This window comes from Cloacibacterium sp. TD35 (assembly GCF_028864635.1).
GTDB lineage: Bacteria > Bacteroidota > Bacteroidia > Flavobacteriales > Weeksellaceae > Cloacibacterium.
Genome location: NZ_CP104850.1, coordinates 1,623,430 through 1,644,046 on the forward strand (window position 1 = coordinate 1,623,430; position 20,617 = coordinate 1,644,046).

20 protein-coding genes and 1 tRNA gene are annotated in these 20,617 nt (G+C 34.1%); 13 read left to right on the forward strand and 8 right to left on the reverse strand.

The window, feature by feature from the left end; genetic code table 11:
• Nucleotides 1–19 precede the first annotated feature (19 nt).
• Entirely contained in the window at nucleotides 20–1,018 is a 999-nt protein-coding gene (porQ, locus tag N7277_RS07520; protein ID WP_274778958.1) for a type IX secretion system protein PorQ, read from the reverse strand.
• A 172-nt stretch (nucleotides 1,019–1,190) separates the two neighbouring features.
• Here porQ and pyrH point away from each other — a divergent pair, with 172 nt between their 5' ends.
• Together pyrH and frr are read left to right on the forward strand one after the other, a co-directional pair.
• Nucleotides 1,191–1,898 carry a UMP kinase gene (gene pyrH / locus N7277_RS07525; RefSeq protein WP_069796895.1) on the forward strand — a complete coding sequence of 236 codons (708 nt, stop codon included), beginning with the start codon at nucleotides 1,191–1,193 and terminating at the stop codon, nucleotides 1,896–1,898.
• A gap of 29 nt (nucleotides 1,899–1,927) precedes the next feature.
• Nucleotides 1,928–2,482 (forward strand): ribosome recycling factor, encoded by a 555-nt coding sequence (gene frr / locus N7277_RS07530; RefSeq protein ID WP_274778959.1) that lies wholly within the window; start codon nucleotides 1,928–1,930, stop codon nucleotides 2,480–2,482.
• Between the two features lie 88 nt (nucleotides 2,483–2,570).
• Here the strand turns inward: frr and N7277_RS07535 are convergent, their stop codons facing one another.
• From N7277_RS07535 to N7277_RS07545, 3 genes are all read right to left on the reverse strand, one after another.
• Nucleotides 2,571–4,025, reverse strand: a complete 1,455-nt coding sequence (locus N7277_RS07535; RefSeq protein WP_274778960.1) for an LptF/LptG family permease — start codon at nucleotides 4,023–4,025, stop codon at nucleotides 2,571–2,573.
• A gap of 252 nt (nucleotides 4,026–4,277) precedes the next feature.
• Nucleotides 4,278–4,907 carry a LolA family protein gene (locus N7277_RS07540; RefSeq protein ID WP_274778961.1) on the reverse strand — a complete coding sequence of 210 codons (630 nt, stop codon included), beginning with the start codon at nucleotides 4,905–4,907 and terminating at the stop codon, nucleotides 4,278–4,280.
• A 112-nt stretch (nucleotides 4,908–5,019) separates the two neighbouring features.
• Nucleotides 5,020–7,452, reverse strand: coding sequence for an FtsK/SpoIIIE family DNA translocase (locus N7277_RS07545; protein WP_274778962.1), 2,433 nt, complete (start codon nucleotides 7,450–7,452; stop codon nucleotides 5,020–5,022).
• Nucleotides 7,453–7,771: 319 nt separating this feature from the next.
• Here N7277_RS07545 and ccsB point away from each other — a divergent pair, with 319 nt between their 5' ends.
• From ccsB to N7277_RS07565, 4 genes are all read left to right on the forward strand, one after another.
• Nucleotides 7,772–10,951, forward strand: coding sequence for a c-type cytochrome biogenesis protein CcsB (gene ccsB, locus N7277_RS07550; RefSeq protein WP_274778963.1), 3,180 nt, complete (start codon nucleotides 7,772–7,774; stop codon nucleotides 10,949–10,951).
• A 57-nt stretch (nucleotides 10,952–11,008) separates the two neighbouring features.
• Complete coding sequence (locus N7277_RS07555) at nucleotides 11,009–11,368, forward strand: cupin domain-containing protein (RefSeq protein ID WP_274778964.1); 360 nt, start codon at nucleotides 11,009–11,011, stop codon at nucleotides 11,366–11,368.
• A 65-nt stretch (nucleotides 11,369–11,433) separates the two neighbouring features.
• Nucleotides 11,434–12,213 (forward strand): alpha/beta fold hydrolase, encoded by a 780-nt coding sequence (locus tag N7277_RS07560; RefSeq protein WP_213196259.1) that lies wholly within the window; start codon nucleotides 11,434–11,436, stop codon nucleotides 12,211–12,213.
• A 146-nt stretch (nucleotides 12,214–12,359) separates the two neighbouring features.
• Nucleotides 12,360–12,821 carry an Lrp/AsnC family transcriptional regulator gene (locus N7277_RS07565; RefSeq protein ID WP_274778965.1) on the forward strand — a complete coding sequence of 154 codons (462 nt, stop codon included), beginning with the start codon at nucleotides 12,360–12,362 and terminating at the stop codon, nucleotides 12,819–12,821.
• Nucleotides 12,822–12,895: 74 nt separating this feature from the next.
• Here N7277_RS07565 and N7277_RS07570 read toward each other — a convergent pair whose 3' ends face one another.
• Together N7277_RS07570 and N7277_RS07575 are read right to left on the reverse strand one after the other, a co-directional pair.
• Complete coding sequence (locus N7277_RS07570) at nucleotides 12,896–13,504, reverse strand: HAD family hydrolase (RefSeq protein WP_274778966.1); 609 nt, start codon at nucleotides 13,502–13,504, stop codon at nucleotides 12,896–12,898.
• 12 nt (nucleotides 13,505–13,516) lie between these two features.
• Nucleotides 13,517–13,951 (reverse strand): type I restriction enzyme HsdR N-terminal domain-containing protein, encoded by a 435-nt coding sequence (locus N7277_RS07575; protein ID WP_274778967.1) that lies wholly within the window; start codon nucleotides 13,949–13,951, stop codon nucleotides 13,517–13,519.
• 4 nt (nucleotides 13,952–13,955) lie between these two features.
• Between N7277_RS07575 and holA the strand changes: the two genes are divergently transcribed.
• The 5 genes from holA to N7277_RS07600 all read left to right on the forward strand — a co-directional run bounded on the left by holA (nucleotide 13,956) and on the right by N7277_RS07600 (nucleotide 17,612).
• Nucleotides 13,956–14,987 (forward strand): DNA polymerase III subunit delta, encoded by a 1,032-nt coding sequence (gene holA / locus N7277_RS07580; RefSeq protein WP_274778968.1) that lies wholly within the window; start codon nucleotides 13,956–13,958, stop codon nucleotides 14,985–14,987.
• 2 nt (nucleotides 14,988–14,989) lie between these two features.
• Nucleotides 14,990–15,952 (forward strand): YitT family protein, encoded by a 963-nt coding sequence (locus N7277_RS07585; protein ID WP_446715102.1) that lies wholly within the window; start codon nucleotides 14,990–14,992, stop codon nucleotides 15,950–15,952.
• A 146-nt stretch (nucleotides 15,953–16,098) separates the two neighbouring features.
• On the forward strand, nucleotides 16,099–17,040 hold the full coding sequence (trxB, locus tag N7277_RS07590; protein WP_274778969.1) for a thioredoxin-disulfide reductase: 942 nt from the start codon (nucleotides 16,099–16,101) through the stop codon (nucleotides 17,038–17,040).
• 4 nt (nucleotides 17,041–17,044) lie between these two features.
• Nucleotides 17,045–17,410, forward strand: coding sequence for a fluoride efflux transporter CrcB (crcB, locus tag N7277_RS07595; protein WP_274778970.1), 366 nt, complete (start codon nucleotides 17,045–17,047; stop codon nucleotides 17,408–17,410).
• 117 nt (nucleotides 17,411–17,527) lie between these two features.
• Nucleotides 17,528–17,612: transfer RNA gene (locus tag N7277_RS07600), tRNA-Ser, on the forward strand.
• 176 nt (nucleotides 17,613–17,788) lie between these two features.
• On the opposite strand, the gene N7277_RS07605 is transcribed toward N7277_RS07600, so the two are convergent.
• On the reverse strand, nucleotides 17,789–18,502 hold the full coding sequence (locus N7277_RS07605; protein ID WP_274778971.1) for a pirin family protein: 714 nt from the start codon (nucleotides 18,500–18,502) through the stop codon (nucleotides 17,789–17,791).
• Nucleotides 18,503–18,589: 87 nt separating this feature from the next.
• On the reverse strand, nucleotides 18,590–18,907 hold the full coding sequence (locus N7277_RS07610; RefSeq protein ID WP_274778972.1) for a hypothetical protein: 318 nt from the start codon (nucleotides 18,905–18,907) through the stop codon (nucleotides 18,590–18,592).
• 320 nt (nucleotides 18,908–19,227) lie between these two features.
• Between N7277_RS07610 and N7277_RS07615 the strand changes: the two genes are divergently transcribed.
• Together N7277_RS07615 and N7277_RS07620 are read left to right on the forward strand one after the other, a co-directional pair.
• Nucleotides 19,228–19,548 carry a GNAT family N-acetyltransferase gene (locus N7277_RS07615; RefSeq protein WP_274778973.1) on the forward strand — a complete coding sequence of 107 codons (321 nt, stop codon included), beginning with the start codon at nucleotides 19,228–19,230 and terminating at the stop codon, nucleotides 19,546–19,548.
• 18 nt (nucleotides 19,549–19,566) lie between these two features.
• A complete protein-coding gene (locus N7277_RS07620; RefSeq protein ID WP_274778974.1) occupies nucleotides 19,567–20,475 on the forward strand; it encodes a pirin family protein in 909 nt (302 codons plus the stop codon).
• The last annotated feature ends 142 nt before the right edge of the window (nucleotides 20,476–20,617 follow it).

Below are 20,617 nucleotides of genomic sequence, written 5' to 3' on the forward strand. Positions count from 1 at the left end.
TACTCAAAACTTACAACTGCTAACGTCTATTTCCAGAAACTTCTACCAAATCCAGCATTAAGCCAATTTGATTCACATTGTCGGCGTTGTGATAACGAACGTGAGAATAATCAAACCTAAAAGATGAGATTTTGATTCCAAAGCCAAAACTCAATCCAGAGAAATTTCTTTGGTCCAGAACAGCGAGTTCGTTTCCGCGTTTTACGTTGTAACCAATTCTGATGTTGAAGGCTTGTTCGGGAAATAATTCGATGCCGCCAGAAAGATGGTCCATCAATTTTCTGCCAAAGCCTACTTCTTTTCCATTGATATCATACGATTGAGATATATTGAATTGCTGCAAATCATGATAAGTAAGGGTGTAAGCCAAAGGAAAATCTGGTAAAATTCTGGTGTAACCTATATCTGCTCGGAAAGGCAATTGTTCTTTGACACCGTTATAAGATTTGATTTGATATCCAAAATTTCTGAAGACAAGAGCCACTGTTTCTTTGGATTGTTCATTGTGATAAGTCACTCCAGCATTCGCGGAAATTGCAGAAGAGGTATAATTGTCGATTTTAGAAGTGAGGTAATTCACATTGGCGCCAATCGTGAAATCATCATCAAACTGATAGGCATAACCTACGCCAAACGAAGCGTCCATTGCAGAAAATTCGCCGTTTACATTCCCGAATTCATCAGTTCTGGGTGTTTTTCCGAAGTCTAAAACTCTGGCATTGACTGAAATGAAATGTCCTGCCGTTAAATCTTTCACGTAATTAATGCTTCCCAAATTAGAACCGGCAATGTAAGAACCGTAATTAATCCCGATTCTATTGTCCATGTCTAGATTCATGAGAGCAGGATTGATGGCTGCAAAATTCACGTCATAATCTCGTACAGAAACCGCATCTCCACCTAAAACAGCTTGTCTGGCAGAAACGGGAACATTGAGAAAAGGATAGACCTTGGTTCCAGTTTGTGCAGAAGCCCATAATGCGAATAAACAGAAGGATGTGGTAAATAGTTTCTTCAAAATTTCAATTATAACTTTGCAAAAATAATTTATTTTACACTTTAACAAAAATTAAAAGCTAAAACATAATTCTATTAACGAAATTCTTTACGATTCATTATATTTGCATTAAATTTATTTTTTGCCTCAAATCTATACTTTTTGAGACACAAGTTTTGATAAAAATATAACAATGAAATACAAAAGAGTTCTTTTAAAATTAAGCGGAGAAGCTTTAATGGGTAGCAGACAATACGGGATTGATAATGATAGATTGGTAGAATATGCTAAAGAAATTAAAAAAGTAGTAGATGCAGGCGTAGAATTAGCAATTGTAATAGGAGGAGGAAATATTTTCCGTGGAGTAGCTGGAGCGGCCAAAGGTATGGATAGAGTGCAAGGCGATTATATGGGAATGCTGGCTACCGTAATTAATGGAATGGCGTTACAAGGCGCACTAGAAGACCAAGGCATTAAGACCAGATTACAGTCTGCAATAGAAATGGATAAAGTAGCAGAGCCTTTCATCAAAAGAAGAGCCGTAAGACACCTAGAAAAAGGAAGAGTGGTGATTTTCGGAGCGGGAACTGGTAATCCGTATTTTACGACAGATACTGCAGCTACATTGAGAGCAATAGAAATAGGCGCTGATGTAATTTTGAAAGGAACGAGAGTAGACGGAATCTACGATTCTGACCCAGAAAAAAATGCAGATGCAGTGAAATTCAACTCGCTTTCTTATGACGAAGTTTTTGAGAAAGATTTAAAAGTAATGGACATGACTGCATTTACCCTAAGTAAAGAAAATAATTTACCCATCATTGTTTTTGACATGAATAAAGACGGTAATTTATTAAAAGTAGTCTTAGGCGAAGAAGTAGGAACTCTTGTTAATATATAATGTGTAACTTATCAAATTTTCAATATACAATGGAAGAATTAAACATGATTATGAATATGGTAAAGCAGGAAATGGATGCTGCAATTAAGCATTTAGATCACGCTTTCCAAAAAATTAGAGCAGGTAGAGCTTCTACGTCTATGGTTCAAGATGTTGTGGTAGAATATTATGGAGCAATGTCGCCAATCAATCAAGTTGCGAATGTATCTGTTCCAGATGCGATGACGATTTCTATTCAACCATGGGATAGATCAGCAATTAACGCCATTGAAAAAGCGATTATCAATTCTAACCTTGGTTTTGCACCTTCTAATAATGGAGATACGATTATTCTAAACGTTCCGCCATTAACTGAAGAAAGACGTAGAGATTTAGCTAAACAAGCTAAAGCAGAAACCGAACAAACCAAAGTAACCATCAGAAATGCTAGACATGATGGAATGAAAGAACTTAAAAAATTAGATGGCGTTTCTGAAGACATCATCAAAGATACAGAAGCTAAAATCCAAGAATTGACAGATAAATTTGTGAAATTAGCAGATGATCATCTAAAAGCTAAAGAAGTAGATATTTTCAAAATCTAATTCTAAAAAATTAATAATAAAAAAACTCCAGAATTTTCTGGAGTTTTTTTATTATTAATTTTTTTATTTTAAATGTAGAATCTCAGACTTATTGGTATCTCTGGTGCTCTCTTTCTTTCACAAACTTGCTCCAAATAGGCTTGGTCAATGCTTTGTATTTTTCTACATCGAAAACTTGAGAATCGGTAAGTGCTTTATACGTGAGCCAAACACCAAAAGGAAATAAAACCAAATTAGAAAGCCAAGCTCCGAAATAAGGATTGAGTTTTCCCTTCCAAGTAATATTTTCTACGGTCAAGTTCATCACGTAGAAGACAATAAAAATAATAATCGCAATCACCACTGGTAAACCAACACCGCCTTTTCTGATGATAGAACCCAAACTAGCGCCTATCATAAAGAAAATAAGACACGTCACCGAATAGGCAATAATCCCTTGTTGATACATGATAATCTTGTTGTAATACTTTACAATATCTAAGATTTGAGTATCCTTATTCTTTTTTTCGTTTTGTAGAAAAGAAATTTTAGTATACGCTTGATAAAGGACTTCTAACCTTTTATCTTCTTTTAATTTTTCTACTTTAAAAGGTTCTGTAGGTTTGGCAGGATTTTTTATTTTGTCAATATAGGTAACATAATTATTGGTTTGTCCTACCATTTCTGAATTAATAGAATTAAAACTATAATCGTTTTCTTTCTTTACCTTTACAATCGTTTTATTAATCTCTTTATAGTTTTGGAAACGATAGTCATCCGTAATTTTTTCTTCTTCTATGGCTTTGTTGATGACATCACTCACATCAAAATGCTGCACCAGCGAATCAAATTTTACTGATTGGCCAGGCTGTTTCAGTCGTTCTAAATAATTTTTATCCTGAATATTGTCTTCGAAAATATACCCATCATATAAAACCAACTTCAAAAAATTTCTGTTGGCAGCTGGTGTAAATTCACCTTTTTTAGCGATAATAGTTCTTTGGTCTTCATAAGCATTTGCTACTTTGTGCACAAAAACGCCTTCTAAATGTTCACCTTTTTCACCATAAATTTTGTCGAATTTTACCGTTGCTCCAGGCAATGAATTGATGAACTGTCCCGGTGTAAAATTAATGGCGGGTTTGGTGGCGGCAATATTATACATCATGTTTTTGGCCTTCCTCTGAAAATCTGGAATCACATTATTCGAGAAAATAAAAAGCATGATAGAAAGTAAAGAAACGATGGCAAATAAAGGCATCATAATTCTGGTGAGGGAAATTCCTGCAGATTTCATGGCGGCGAGTTCATAGCGTTCTCCAAAATCTCCAAAAGTCATAATCGAAGCCAAAAGAATGGTCAATGGTAAAACCATTTTGACAACGTTTACACTCAGATAAAACAAGAATTTTACAATTTCCCAATTGCTCAAGCCTTTTCCTGTAAACTGCGAAAGCTGAATCCATACAATATTCACCATAAAGATGAAAAACAGCACGCTGAAAATAAATAAAAAAGGCCCGAAAAAGGTTTTTATAATATATTGATCGAGTTTCTTTAACATTTGCCAAAATTATGAAAAAAGTTAGAATTATTTTGGTTTTAGTTCTTTTGTCTTGAAACAAAAGAACCAAAAGTTCAAGACTTGAATGCTCGGCTAAATAATTGAAATCTATTCTAAAATCCCTGAAACTTGTCTTCCCTTTGCTTCGACTTCAAACATCAGGAATTTTTTAACGCCTAGATTTCAATTATTTTTAACGCCTCCGCATTCTATGTCATAGAAAAATCCTTCTCAAAATGAGAAGGATTAATATTATAATTCTGTAATGAGGTAATTCTTGTACTTGTTTTTATCAAAGCTGAACGTAGAGGTACTTAATTTCTGGTTTTCTTTGTATTGATTTACGGTAATCACTGCCAAATCATTTCCTGATGAAGTCTGTACAATTTTAGCAATCTGCTTTTTAGGCGTATTGATATATAATACTACACTTTTTACCCCATTATCTTTTACAGGAACCATTTTGATAAGGTCTAGACCGCCATTTTTTCCTGCATAGGTTACCGTGTATCCTGTTTTGTATTCATCAAGATAATTGATAGGTGAAAGTGCTTTTTCTGAACCATTCGGTTGAGCAATCGTCACTTCTTGGTCTTCTTTAGAAATATTGTACACTTTTTTTCCGTCAAAAATCTGCTCATTTCCCATAATATTTAGTTTATACTGAGTAGGAGTAGAGTAGAAGATTCCTGTTTCGGTTTTACTTACTTTTCCGGTTCCCGTTCCGTAAGAGAATTTGAAGTAAGTATTTTTCTTGGCTTTATAATTTTTAGAAACAGTTTCTAAAATGTTTTTGGCTTTAGTATCTACTTTTTGTGCGAATGAAAAGGTAAAACTTCCAACCAAAGCACTTGCTAATATAATCTTGTTAAAATATTTCATGTTTTTATTTTTAATGATTCTTGGGGTAGATTTCAAAAAGCGAGCCAAGAAGTTTTAAAGAGTGTTAAATAAGAGTTTAAATTACTTAATTAATTCTAAATTTCCAGCAAAATTACTTTCTCAATTCCTCCAAGAAACTTTCCAAAGAATTCAAATCAGAAATCATGACTTCTCTTGCTTTAGCACCATTGAAACCGCCTACAATTCCTGCAGCTTCTAACTGGTCCATAATTCTTCCTGCTCTGTTGTATCCCAATTTTAATTGTCTTTGAAGCATAGAAGTAGAACCTTGTTGAGTAGAAACAATAATTCTAGCCGCTTCTTCGAAGAGTTGGTCTTTTTCATTCGGGTCAAAGCTTCCAACTGTAGAAGTGGTTTCTTCACCTGAATATTCCGGCAACATAAATGCAGAGGCGTAACCTTTTTGTTCGCCGATGTATTCTGCAATTTTTTCCACTTCTGGAGTATCTACAAATGCACATTGCAATCTCAATAAGTCATTTCCGTTGAAATAAAGCATATCACCTTTTCCTATCAATTGTTCTGCACCAGTAGAATCTAAAATCGTTCTGGAATCCACAGAAGAAATTACTCTAAAGGCTGCTCTCGCTGGGAAATTGGCTTTAATCATCCCTGTAATTACGTTTACAGACGGTCTTTGTGTAGCTACGATTAAGTGAATTCCTACCGCTCTTGCCAATTGGGCTAATCTGGCAATTGGGAGTTCTACTTCTTTCCCTGCCGTCATGATAAGGTCTGCAAATTCGTCTACCACAAGAACGATGTAAGGCATGTAACGGTGACCGTTTTCAGGATTAAGTTTGCGTTCTGTGAATTTCTTATTGTATTCCTTAATGTTTTTACAAAAAGCATTTTTCAGCAAATCATAACGCGTATCCATCTCTATACAAAGAGAATTCAGCGTGTTAATTACTTTATGTGTGTCCGTAATAATAGCGTCTTCGCCATCGGGAAGTTTTGCCAAGTAGTGTCTTTCAATTTTTGAATACAATGAAAGTTCTACTTTTTTAGGGTCTACCATCACAAATTTCAATTCACTAGGATGTTTTTTGTAAAGCAGTGAAGTAAGAATGGCGTTAATCCCTACAGATTTTCCTTGTCCAGTTGCTCCAGCCATCAATAAGTGAGGCATTTTGGCTAAATCTGCCACGAAAACTTCATTAGAAATCGTTTTCCCGAAAACCACTGGCAAATCCATATCTGCATTTTGGAATTTCGGAGAAGAAATAACACTTCGCATAGAAACCATCGAAGGATTTTTGCGTGGAACTTCTATTCCTATCGTTCCTTTTCCCGGCATCGGTGCAATAATTCTGATGCCCAGAGCAGATAAATTCAAGGCGATGTCATCTTGTAATTTTTTAATCGCAGCTACTCTGATTCCTGCTTCTGGAACTATTTCGTAAAGCGTAACAGTAGGGCCAATGGTTGCTTTAATTTCTGCAATGCCTACGTTGAAGTTTTTCAGTAACCCAACGATTTTATTTTTATTTTCTTCTAGTTCGTCTTTATTGATGGCGATTTCTTCGTTGCCATATTCTTTGAGCAACTCAATCTTTGGCATTTGGAAATTCGCCAAATCCAATTTATGGTCATATAAACCATGTTTGTCTACCAAATCTTTTGCTTTTCTTTCAGAATCGTCTAAATCTTCTTTCACTTCTTCAATGCTGAAAGCAATATTGTCTGCAGGTTTTGTAGGCGTTTCTTCTTTTTGAAAACTAAAACCCGTAGGTTCTAAATCTTTTTTAACTGGAATATTGATGGGAGTTTCAGCTACAACTGGCGGCGCTTCAAAACCTGTCTGATGAGGTGTTTTAATGGTTTCAAAAGTTTCTGTTTTAGGAGCTTCTACTTCTGAAGTGACTTTTAGATTTTCAAAATTGGGCTCTTCTTTCAGTTCTTTGTCTGCTTCGAAATCTTCATCTGCATCATAATCTGGGGCAAACTTATCTTTAATAGAGTCAATTTGATTTTTGATTGAACTAGGTCTTAGATTAAATTCTAAAACAAAATATAGAATAATCGCCGCTAAAAGCGTCATCCATAATCCGAAATCCCCAATAATAGAAGCTAAATATTCTTGAATTTCATTCCCGAAAACGCCACTTAATGTTCCGTTTCCTTTGGTGATGGCACCCATAAGAATAGGAAGCCAACAAAGAAAAAAGATAGAGTGAGAAAGGGTTTTCCAGATTTTAAAATAGTTTTTCTTCAGGATTTGGAACCCAAAAACCATAAGCAAAAAAGCTACAATGAAAGCAGCAATCCCTATACTGTCGAAAATAAAAATATTCCCGAGCCAGTCTCCCACTTTTCCAAAAATATTAGAAGATTTAATGCTTTTATCCAGCATAGCGCCAGTCTGGCTTTGGTTAGCCTTCCAGTTCAGTAAATAAGATGCGAAGGATAGCGCAAACACTACCGATAAAAACAAAAATAAAAGTCCGAAAAAAATTCTGGGTTTAGATAGCGTCTTGCTTTCTTCTACCTCTTGTCTATTGTTAGATGCTAATTTTGCCATAATGTGATAACACGCAAAGGTAATATTTTATATGAAAAATGAAAACATTTGAAATCGTTTTTTGATTTTAAAAATAGTAACTTTTTAGCTAGAAATGGCATTTAATTTTTTGATTTTTAAGACTTTCAATGAAAAATGACCTTGTTTCTTTTAAAAGGAAAATTTTTTAAACGAGAAAAGCAAATGGTAAGACGAATTAGAGAAGGTTCAAAAAGCAAAATTTTATAAAAATTTTAACACAGTTATAGATAAAATCCAACTATCAAAATTCGCTAATTCAATTTATAGAATGTATTTTTGCACAGTTTAAAAATCTAAAATGAAAAAACTGATTAATATTCTGATTTCTACGAGAACAATGGCTGTTTTATTGTTCGTTTATGCTTTTGCAATGGCTTATGCCACTTTTGTAGAAAACGATTTCGGAACACCTACTGCCAAAGCTTTAATCTATGAAGCAACATGGTTCGAAATAGTGATGGTTTTACTCATCCTTAATTTTATAGGTAATATTAATAGATATAGACTTTGGAAAAGAGAAAAATGGCCATTATTGGTGTTTCACTTGGCTTTTGTCTTTATTTTTATTGGTGGTGCAATCACCCGTTACATCAGTTATGAAGGGCAAATGCACATCAGAGAAGGAGAAACTTCTAATGAAATTATTACCGATAAAAATTTCTTTAAAATTCAAATCGAAAGAGGTGGCGACCGTTTAAGCTATGCCGAAATTCCTTATATGATGGCTTCTCAAGAACCATTGATTGCGAAAATTATTCCACACAAATTTAAGGCAAAGTATGATTTCCACGGAGAACTTATCCAAGTAGAGCAACTAGAATATATTCAGAGAAAAAAAGACAGTTTAGTAACCAGCGATTCAGGTAAAGAATATCTTCACTTGGTTTCAACCAATGATAATGGAAGAGAAGATATTTATTTGGGTTCTGGTGAGGTAAAAAGCATCAATGGATTCCTAGTTTCTTTCAATAAAGGTATAGAAGGAGCAGTAGAATTCAAACAAGAAAACGGGAATTTATTTATCAAAACGCCTGTAGAGGCTAATTATATGACCATGGCAACTCAAGCTACTGGTGTTACTAAGAAAGATGAATTCCAGCCATTGGCTTTGAGAAGTCTTTATACCATCGAAAATTTAAAATTGGTAGTTCCAGAACCGCTGAAAAAAGGAAACCTAATTGCGTATTCTGGGGATAAAAAAAGAGACCAAAACGTTCCTGATATGTTAAAAGTTTTGGTGAAAGGTCCTAAAACAGAACAAACCATCGACTTATCTGTAGAAAAAGGAAATCCTAACGCATTTAAACAAATGACAATTGACGGATTAAACATCATTCTTGGATTCGGTCCGAAAGTATATCAAACTCCATTTGCTTTGAAATTAGATGATTTCGTGATGGAAACTTACCCAGGAAGTGATTCTCCATCAGCGTATGAATCACACGTACAAATTGTAGACGAAGGCAAACAAACGCCTTATAAAATTTATATGAACCACGTTTTAAATCACAAAGGTTATAGATTCTTCCAAGCGAGTTTTGACCCAGATAGACAAGGAACCGTACTTTCGGTAAACCACGATTTCTGGGGAACTTTGGTAACATATATTGGCTACACATTCTTATTTTTAGGATTGTTTGTAGCACTTTTCTGGAAAGGAACACACTTCTGGAAACTGAACCAGTCTCTAAAAGATATGGCGAAAAAGAAAGTAGCGATTTTCCTTTTATTGTTCTCAATGGTTGGGTTAAATGCTCAAGAGCATCAACACAAAGAAGGAGATGTACATGCTGAAGCTGCGCCAACTGCTCAACCGCAAAGTGTGCCACAACAAATGGTTCACGCCGAAATATCTAAAGAACACGCTGATAAATTCGGGTATCTTCTCGTGCAAGGTTTTGACGGAAGAATTGAACCGATGAATACTCAAGCATTAGATGTTTTGAGAAAATTAGCCAAAAAAGAAAAATGGGGAGAGCTCAATGCGAACCAGTGGTTCTTGTCGATTAACATCAATCCAATGGCTTGGATGAATGATAAAATCATCAAAATCGGTACAAAAGGTGGCGAAGAATTGAAGAAAAAAACCAAAGCCAATGACGAAGGATATACTTCTATGATGAATCTTTTCGTAACCGATGCGATGGGAATGCCAAAATTCATTTTAGAAGAAGATTTCAATACGGCTTTTAGAAAAAAACCTGCGGAACAAAGCAATTATGATAAAGAAGTTATTTCTGTAAACGAAAGAGTACAAGTATTCTACGGATTGCTTTCTGGGCAATATTTCAGAGTGGTTCCTGTTCAAAACGACCCTAATCATACTTGGAACTCTTGGCTAGATGCAGAACAAAAAGCAGATGCACAAGCACAAAACGTTATTGCACCTTATTTCATCAGCGTAGTTGATGCTTCTAGAAACGGAAATTGGACAAAAGCAGACGAAGCGCTAACAAAAATTCAAGAATATCAAAAGACTTGGGGTAAAAATGTGCTTCCAGATGAGAGTAAAGTGAGACTTGAGGTTTTCATGAATAAAGCAAATCTTAACTTTTGGTTGTTGATTTTCTACACGATGGTGGGAGGTTTATTAATTGTTTTAGGATTTATAGAACTTTTCAAGCCAAATAAAATATTACATAAAGTAATCAAGTCCATCATTTACATTGGAGTAGTAGGGTATTTCCTTCACTTCTTAGGATTAATTGGAAGATGGTATATTTCTGGTCATGCTCCTTGGAGTAATGGTTATGAAGCCATTGTATTTATTTCTTGGGTGGGGATTTCAGCAGGTTTAATGCTGTATAGAAATGCTAATGCACTCATTCCAGCTGCAGGATTTATGGTAGCTGTAATCATGATGGGATTTGCACATGGAGGTTCTCAATTAGACCCACAAATCACACCTTTAGTTCCAGTGTTGAAATCATACTGGTTAATTATTCACGTGGCGATTATTACCAGCAGTTATGGTTTCTTTGCTTTGTCAATGATTATTGCAGTGATTTCATTGTTTTTCTATATAATTTCAAGTAAAAATACATTTGATAAACATGACCATTCTACGATTAAAGAATTAACCATCGTTTCAGAAATGTCCTTAACCATTGGGTTATTTGCATTAACCGTTGGTAATTTCTTAGGAGGTATTTGGGCGAATGAATCATGGGGTAGATATTGGAGCTGGGATCCGAAAGAAACTTGGGCGTTCATTTCTATCATTGTTTACGCATTTGTACTTCACATGAGATTAGTTCCAGGTTTGAGAGGAAGATACGCCTTCCACTTAATGACCATGTTTGCATTCTGTAGTATGGTAATGACCTATTTTGGAGTAAATTATTACCTTTCAGGATTGCATTCTTATGCAGCAGGAGATCCTATTCCTGTTCCAGCTTGGGTGTATATCAGTGTTGGAGTAATGACGGCATTAGGTCTAGGTGCTTATTACAAACACAAAAAATTGACTGCAAAGTAATATAAAATTCAAACCTTTATCTTTAATTTTGATAAAGGTTTTTTAATAATAGTTTTAATGGAAAAGAAATATAAAATTCAGAAAAATCCTTTTTTAGTGCCTACTACAGATGGTAAGTTAATTCAAGAACATTGGGGAAATTCTACAGGGAATGCTCAAATTTCTATTGCGCACATGATTGCGCCACCACATTGGAGCGAACCGCATCAAACGCCAGAGTTTGATGAATTCACCATCATTATGAGAGGGAAAAAGCAGTTTGAAATAGATGGGGAAACAGTAGTTTTAGAAGCTGGACAAAGCATTTTAATCCAAAAAGGTGCAAGAATTCGTTACAGCAACCCTTTCGAAGAAGAATGTGAATATTTAGCCATATGTCTGCCTGCTTTTTCTATGGATTTAGTCAATAGAGAATAAAAAATTAACGAAAAATTAATTCTATTTATTGCATAATATTATATTTTTGTAAAAAAGTTAAAAATTTGATTTCATATACTATTTATCAAAATTCTGAAAGTGCAGAATGGGTGACCTTTGTGCATGGAGCTGGAGGGAGCTCTACCATTTGGTTCAAGCAAATTAGAGAATTTCAGAAGAAATTTAATGTCTTATTGCTCGATTTACGAGGACATGGTAGTTCTAATAAATTAAAGGCTAAGAAATACACCTTTCAATCCATTGCGCATGATATTTTAGAAGTTATTGATCATCTTAAAATCAAGAGTTCTCATTTTGTGGGGATTTCTCTCGGGTCTATTGTGATTCGTCAGTTGGCAGAAATGCGCCCAGAACGAGTGAAATCTATGGTGATGGGAGGAGCTATTCTGAAAATGAATTTCCGCTCACAAATTTTAATGAAAATTGGCAATGTTTTTAAATACATTTTACCATATTTGGTTTTATATCGTCTTTTTGCCTTCATTATTATGCCCAAGAAAAACCATAAATCTTCTCGAAATCTTTTCATCAATGAGGCAAAGAAATTATACCAAAAAGAATTTATCAAGTGGTTTAAATTGACAACAGAAATCAATCCTGTTCTGCGTTGGTTCAGACAAAAGGAGCTGAATATTCCCACTTTTTATGTGATGGGAGAAGAAGATTACATGTTTTTGCCTTCGGTAAAAGAAGTGGTAAAAAACCACGAAAAATCATCGAGTTTATTGGTGATAGAAAATTGCGGTCACGTAGTCAATGTAGATGCTCCACACGTTTTTAACAGCAAAGTGATTCGATTTTTAGAATCACTTAAGAGATCTTAAATTCATCTATCACTCAACACACATCACATTATTAAATAATAAATCTACAAAATGAGTTTTGTAGATTTTTTTTATGGTCAAACTTCCAAAATAGATGGTATTTTAAAAATAATTCTTATTTTTGACTTCATTTTTAGATAAAATTTATGAAGTCACTCGATAAATTAGATTACAAAATTCTCAATATTCTGCAAGAAGATAACACTATTGCCATCAAAGATTTGGCAGAAAGAATTGGTTTATCTTTCACACCCACTTACGAAAGAGTAAAGTCTCTCAAAAACAAAGGAATCATCAAGAAATATGTAGCCATCGTAGATAGAGAAAAAGTTGGGTATGAGCTGGTGGCGTATTGCAACGTAACCATTAAAAATAAATCAGTGGAAATCTTGAGAGATTTCGAGGAGAAACTCAATAAATGTCCTGAAATTGTAGAAGTAGTGAGCGTTTCTGGAGTGTATGATTACATGATTAAAATTGTGACCAAAAACATAAAAGAATACAACGATTTTGTAGAAAAAACATTTACCAATTATCCGCATATCGGCGATTATCATAGCAGTATCGTACTCTGTACGGTAAAAGAAGAAACCAAAATTTTCTTGTAAAATTTTTAAAATAAAAGATAAAAAGTCACATCATAACGATGTGACTTTTTTGATGAAATATGTTTTTAAAGAATTTAAAAATCTAAACCTAAATTTTTAAGTTCGGTTTCTAAATTGATATTTTTATTCACATGAACCGTGATGAAATCTAAACTTTTTGCCGTTTCAATGTTGTGGAAGTTATCATCGATAAAAACAGATTCTTCGGCTTTTATTTGATATCGGTCGAGGAGAACTTCCCAAATTTTAGGATTCGGTTTGATGAGTTTTTCTTCACCAGAAACTACAATTTTCCCTTCAAAAACATTGAAAAATTCATAATTTGCCAAAGCGTAAGGGAAAAACTCTGCCGACCAATTCGTGAGCCCGAAAAGTTCATATTTTCCTTTTAATTTATGCAAAACGTTTACGTTTTCTGGAATGTCTGAACGCAACATGATGTGCCAGTTTTCATAATACGCCAATATCTCTTTTTCCCATTCTGGATGCTTAGAAATGAGCAAAGCATTAGCTTCAGCTACGCTTCTGCCTCGGTCTTGTTCGGCATTCCATTCATTAGTGGCTATATTTCCCAAGAAATATTCCATTTTTTCTTCGTCATTGAAAAAATCTCTGAAAAAATAACGCGGGTCCCAGTCCATAACCACTCCGCCAAAATCAAAGATGATATTTTTGATATTCATGCTTTTCTTATTTTAAAATTCTACATTTTCGAAATGATAGGTTCCGTTTTCAAATCTTGCAGCAATATGCTGTAAACCATTGCTCAAAATAATTTTTTCAGCACCAATTACTGAATTGTACCGGGCAATTTGTTCAAAAGTTTGTTCGGTAAGGGTAATGTTTGGTGCTTTAAGTTCTATCAAAATTTTAGGAACTGTTTTTTCGGTAATCAAGAGGTCTATTCTTTTGATAGTTCCGTTTAATTCTAGTTTTTTTTCAAGAATTAATGCAGATTTCGCATACTTTTTTACTTGAGTGAAATAATGCACAAAATGCTGTCTTACCCACTCTTCAGGAGTGAGAACCAACCAAGATTTCCTTACCATATCATAAATAAAAAACGTATCTTTGTCTCGCTTGAGATCAAAAACAAAATCTTCTTTAAAATTTAATTTCGGCAGCTGCATTCAGATGAAAGAATTAGAACAGATTTTCAAACATATTAAAAATAGGGAATTTTTACCCATCTACTTTTTCCATGGCGAAGAAGCTTTTTTTATAGACGCAGCTGTAAAAGCATTAGAAAATGATGTGCTTACAGAAGACGAAAAAGCTTTTAACCAAACGATAGTCTATGGCAAAGATACCAATTATAATGATATTTTGGCACTTTCTAGACAGTATCCTATGATGGGAGACAAGCAACTCATCATCGTAAAAGAAGCGCAAGATTTAAAATTAAATGAAGAAGAAGCAAGAATTCTAGAAAACTACGCAGAGAATCCTGTAGAATCTACCATTTTGGTCTTTGCGCACAAGCATAAAAAAGTAGACAGCCGAAAAAAAGTTTTCAAAAATTTAGACAAAGGAAATATGCTCTTTCACAGTGAACCTGTAAAAGATTATAACTTGGCGAAATGGATAGAAGACGAGGCTAGAAATCTTCAAATAAAATTAGCACCGGGAATTGCTCAGCTATTGGCAGATTATTTAGGGAATGACCTTTCCAGAATTTCCAATGAACTCAATAAAATGAAGTTGGTGCTGAAAGAAGGTGAAGTTTTAGATGGTAAACTGGTAGAAACGCACATTGGGATTTCAAAGGAATTTAATGTTTTTGAATTACAAAAAGCACTCGGAAAAAAAGACAGCAATCAAGCCTTCAAAATTGCTTATTACATGGGAAAAAATCCCAAAACCAATCCTATTGTAATGACCATAGGAAATCTCTATACTTTTTTTAGCAATGTGGTGATGTATCATACTGTAGCGAATCAAGGACAAAGTCTTATCGCTTCGGCATTAGGCGTGAATCCTTATTTTGTGAAAGATTATGCAGAAACTGCTAGAAATTATCCTTTGAAATTTTCGACCAGAATTATATCAGTCTTGAGAGAAATTGATTTAAAATCAAAAGGTCTAGGAGCGGTAAATATGGAAGAAAGTGAACTTTTAAAAGAAATGGTCTACAAAATTCTAAACATTGATAAAATCAAAAGCTAGAAATGATTAAAAACATCTGGAGACATATCATTTTACTCATTCTTCGTTTACAAGGCGAGGCAGATACAAGTCGATATAAAGTTATTAAAACCAAAAATAATATTTTGGTTTCACTAAGAAACGAAGTCAAAAATATTTTACTCATCACCATCGGAGTATTCTCTGCAGGTTTCGGTTTTAAAGGATTTCTTTTGACCAATAAATTTATTGATGGTGGCGCAACAGGAATTTCGTTGTTGGTTTCTGCGTTGACAGAAATTCCGATTTATTACTTAATTCCTCTCATCAATTTGCCCTTCATTATTATGGGGCACAAAACGGTGGGAATTAATTTTGCGGTAAAAACAGCACTTGCAATTGGTGGATTGGCTTTGGTTTTAGCGAATGTAGATTTTCCAAATGTGACCAATGATAATATTCTAGTGGCAGTATTTGGAGGTTTCTTTTTAGGAGCAGGAATCGGACTTTCTATTAGAGGAGGTGCTGTAATTGACGGAACCGAAGTTTTAGCGCTTTATCTGAGTAAAAAATTAGGGACGACTATTGGAGACGTGATTATCATTATCAATGTGATGATTTTCTCTGCTGCAGCTTATTTTTTAGGAGTAGAAATCGCGTTATATTCTATGATTACGTATTTATCGGCTTCTAAAACGCTGGATTTTATTGTAGAAGGGATTGAAGAATACATCGGGGTAACCATCGTTTCTTCAAAATGTGAAGAGATTAAAGAGATGATTTACAATAAATTAGGAAGAGGAGTTACCGTTTATAATGGTAAAAAAGGCTTCGGAAAACGAGGAATGAAAGAAGATAGCGATATTATTTTTACCGTTATTACCCGTTTAGAAGTGAGCAAACTGACTACGGAATTAGAAAAAATAGCACCTACCGCATTCGTAGTGATGCATACCGTAAAAGATACTAAAGGTGGAATGATTAAGAAAAGACCATTGAAAAATTAATTTCAAGTTTTCATCATATAAAAATTTTCAAAATTGAAAAATCAAATCAAAAATTGCTTTCATTGAAAAAATTCATGAGTGAATCATAATGAAAACAATAAAATTCACGAAATTTGCAACTCAAAAAATAACAACCCTTATATTCTATGGAAAATAATATATTAGATTGCGTGATTGTAGGTTCTGGGCCATCTGGTTACACTGCTGCTATATATGCAGCCAGAGCAGATTTAAAACCTGAACTATATACTGGTTTAGAGCCAGGAGGTCAATTAACAACAACTACAGAAGTAGAAAATTTCCCTGGTTATCCAGAAGGAATTACAGGTCCTGAAATGATGATGGATTTGCAAAAACAAGCCGAAAGATTCGAAACCAAAGTACACTATGAAATGATTACGAAAGTAGAATTTTCTAAAGAAGTAGGGGGCGTTCATAAACTTTGGGCAGGAGAAAAAGAAATTTCAGCAAAAACAGTCATTATTTCTACAGGGGCTACAGCTAAGTATCTAGGTTTAGAAGATGAGAAAAAGTATTCTGGAGGTGGAGTTTCTGCATGTGCTACATGTGATGGATTTTTCTATCGTGGAAAAGATGTAGTAGTTGTAGGAGCAGGAGATACTGCAGCAGAAGAAGCTACTTATCTTTCTAAGTTGTGTAACAAAGTAACCATGTTGGTAAGAAAAGACCATTTCAGAGCTTCTAAAGCGATGATTCATAAGGTAAACAACACACCAAACATAGAAGTGAAATTTAATCACGAATTGATTGCTATCGAAGGAGAAAATAGCTTAGTAGAAAGAGCAGTGGTAATCAACAATCAAACGCAAGAAACATCTAAGATTGACGTTCATGGTATTTTCATTGCTATTGGTCACAAACCGAATACAGATGTTTTTGCTGGTCAGATTAATTTAGATGAAAACGGATACATCATCACAGAAGGTAAATCTTCTAAAACCAATTTACCAGGTGTATTTGCAGCAGGTGATGTACAAGACCACGTTTACAGACAGGCAATTACTGCAGCAGGTTCTGGTTGTATGGCAGCAATAGATGCAGAACGTTATTTATCAGAATTAGAATAATTCATTGAAAACCTTAGTTTACATATTTTTAGGGGGCGGATTAGGGAGTGTAATGCGGTATTTGGTATCGTTTTACACTTCCAAACTCCTTCCTATTGGGAGCTTTCCTCTCGGAACATTCTTGGTAAACCTCATAGGCTGTTTTTTAATAGGTCTTTTTTCGTCTTATTTTATTAAAGTAGACAATTCGCTTAAATTTCTATTGATTACAGGTTTTTGTGGAGGTTTTACCACGTTTTCTACTTTTGCTGCAGAAAACTATTCTTTATTACAAAATCAAAATTATATAGTGTTAATTTCTTATGTTTTATTGAGCATAATCTTAGGAATTATAGCAGTAATATTAGGTTTTCAGGTAGCAGGCAATTAATTTTTGATATTGAAAATTAATGCGTTATAAAAAATGTAGAAAAATCTAAAAAAATAATTTTGTCAGAATTTAAAAAGGTTCTATATTTGCACCACTGAAAACGATATAATCGTTTCTGGAGAGTTGGCAGAGTGGTCGATTGCGGCAGTCTTGAAAACTGTTGACTGTAACAGGTCCGGGGGTTCGAATCCCTCACTCTCCGCTAAAATTTGTTAAAGCCCTTTTATAAAGGGCTTTTTTATTTTTAAGAAATTCAAAATAGAACAAAAATAGAACAGTTTGTAATACCAACGTTCTTGATTATTTGAAACAAAAAAAGTGGTAATTAAAATATTAACCACCACTTTCAATTAAATAAGTATGTTGAAGAGAAAAAAATTACATTTCCATTGGTACATCCATTACTAAAATTTTTGTACTATCAGAAGTAGATTTTACAGTTATTTTATCGGTTTCCCAAACGCCAAGACCATCTCTTCTTTCCATTTCTTGACCCACGATTTCAGCAGAACCTTCTAAGATGAAAAAGTAAACACCATTGCCGTTTTTCTTTACATCGTAAGTGGTTTCAAAATCTTGGTCCATAGTTGTTAAACTGAACCATGCGTCTTGGTGTATCCATACTCCTTCAGTGTTTTGATTAGGCGATAGTATCTGTAAAAACTGGTTATTTTGGTCTCCGTCAATTTTCTTTTGGTCATATCTAGGAGTTACATTTCTTTCTCTAGGAAATAACCAAATCTGAAGGAATTTCACGTCTTTTTCTTTATTGGCATTAAATTCACTGTGTACAACACCAGTTCCAGCGCTCATGACCTGTATTTCGCCGTGACGAATGATGCCATGATTACCCATACTATCTTTGTGTTCTAAATCTCCTTCTAAAGGAATACTGATGATTTCCATATTATCATGTGGATGTGCGCCAAAGCCCATTCCGCCACTTACTTGATCATCATTTAATACACGTAATGTACCAAAATGAATTCTTTCTGGATTATAATAATTGGCAAAACTAAAAGTGTGATGACTTTTTAGCCAACCGTGGTTTGCAAAACCTCTGCTATCTGCTTGATGAAAAATTGTTTTCATATGAATATTTTATTTTTTTTAATTTTTTATTATGATGCAAATGTATTTCAAAAGTAACCTCCTTCGCATTGATGAATGATAAGAAAATTATTCACTGTTAGTGTCTTGCTCTTCTGGGAAGAGTTGGTAGACTTCAGTCTTTAGTAATCCGCTTCCTCCACCATAATGTTCTATTACTTTTACCTTAAAATTTTCGGCAGCAGCTTTCAAATTTTCTTCGGTTTTTTGTGTTAGTCCTGAACTCAGAAATAGAATGTCAATTTTTTTTTCTGAAATGAATTGTATGGCTTCGGTCTCTTCTTTGGCAATAGTAACATGCCATTGCTCTTTTTCTAAAAGCCTTTTCAATACGATAAGAATTTCATCGTTAAGACCACATACTAAAAATTTTAAATTCTTCTTCATAAATTAATTTTGAGAAGGGTTTAATTATTTACATTGCAAAATTATTGTAGAATATATTGCTATGCATTGATATACGTTAAGAATTTAGAAACCTATTAGAAATCTAGATTTTTTATTCATAAGTCTAAAATATTTCTTACCGTAAATCAATGTCTTGCCGTTCTGTTTGCATTTATCTTTGTATCATAAAATTTAATGTAAAAAAGAGGGCAGTAAAGAAAGTATTTGATAACTTCGAGATACGAAATTGCTGATCTATAATTATTAAAAGGTTTATAAACAGCCTTTCACAAAATATCAAATGAAATAAAAAGTAGATTATGGATAACAATTTAGACCAAATAGAATTGGTGAAAAACGAAAGAAAGAGAAGATTCGAATTAGAAGTCAATGGTTTTCTAGGTTTCATTAATTATGGGGATTTCGGTGGTGGAAATTACGCATTGGTACATACCGAAATAGATCCTGCACTAGAAGGAAAGGGCGTAGGGAAGGTACTGGTGTTAAAAACATTGAACTATATAAAAAATGAAGGAAAAAAAATATTACCTTATTGTCCTTTCGTTTTTGCTTACATAAAAAGACATCCTGAGTGGAAACACCTTGTAGATGAAAATTTTGAAGGATACAGTCAGTTATAATTTTAAAAATTTTAAAACATGCAATCACAAGTAGGACTTATTTTAGAAGAAAAACCTGCCGATATAGGGAATTTTTTAGTGGGGCGCCTTCTTCCTTTTAGAGACAAACGTTCCGTAGGCCCATTTGTTTTTATTGATCATATGGGACCAAGTTGTCTAAAAAACCATCAGAATTTTGATGTTTTGCCTCATCCTCACATAGGCTTAGCTACGCTTACATATCTTTTTGAAGGAGCAATTTTTCATAGAGATAGTATGGGAAATGCTTTAGAAATAAAACCAGGAGAAGTAAACTGGATGACAGCAGGAAAAGGAGTAAGGCATTCCGAAAGAACACCTGATTATTTGAGAGATTCACCACAGTTTCTGCATGGTTTTCAAATTTGGATAGGTTTACCAAAGCATCTGGAGCAAAGTGAACCTGCTTTTACTCATGTAGAAAAAAATGACCTTCCTTTTTGGGAGCAAGACGGGGTAAATTATAAACTTATTGCTGGAGAAGTAATGGGCAAAAAATCCCCAGTTCCCGTGTATAGTCCTCTTTATTTCTTAGAAATCAAAACACAGAAAGCCCAAAAACTAAATTTAGGAGAATATTTTTTTGGTGAAGTAGGAATGTATGTGTTAGATGGCACAGTAAAAATAGATGGACAGGGGTTTGGAACGAAGCAACTTTTGATTGCCAAAACAGCCACAATTTGTGAATTCGAAACGAGTGAAAATGCTACCATTTATCTTTTTGGTGGCGAACCTCTGAGTGAACCAAGATATATGTTTTGGAATTTTGTGAGTTCTGATATAGATTTAATTGAAAAGGCAAAAAAAGATTGGTATGATCAAAATACCGAAGCGTTTCCGCTGATTCCAGATGATGATGAGGAATATGTGCCACTGCCGAAATCTATTTTTGATGTCAAAAAAGATTGAAAATCAGAAATAGAATGAGTTTTAGAAAAAATGAAGAGCAATTAAAAAAACTCAATGCGATTGCAGAAGCATGTCCTATACATGAACTTTTAAAAGGGAGTTTGGAGATTAATACTCATATTAGTTTTTAAACTATTGTAAA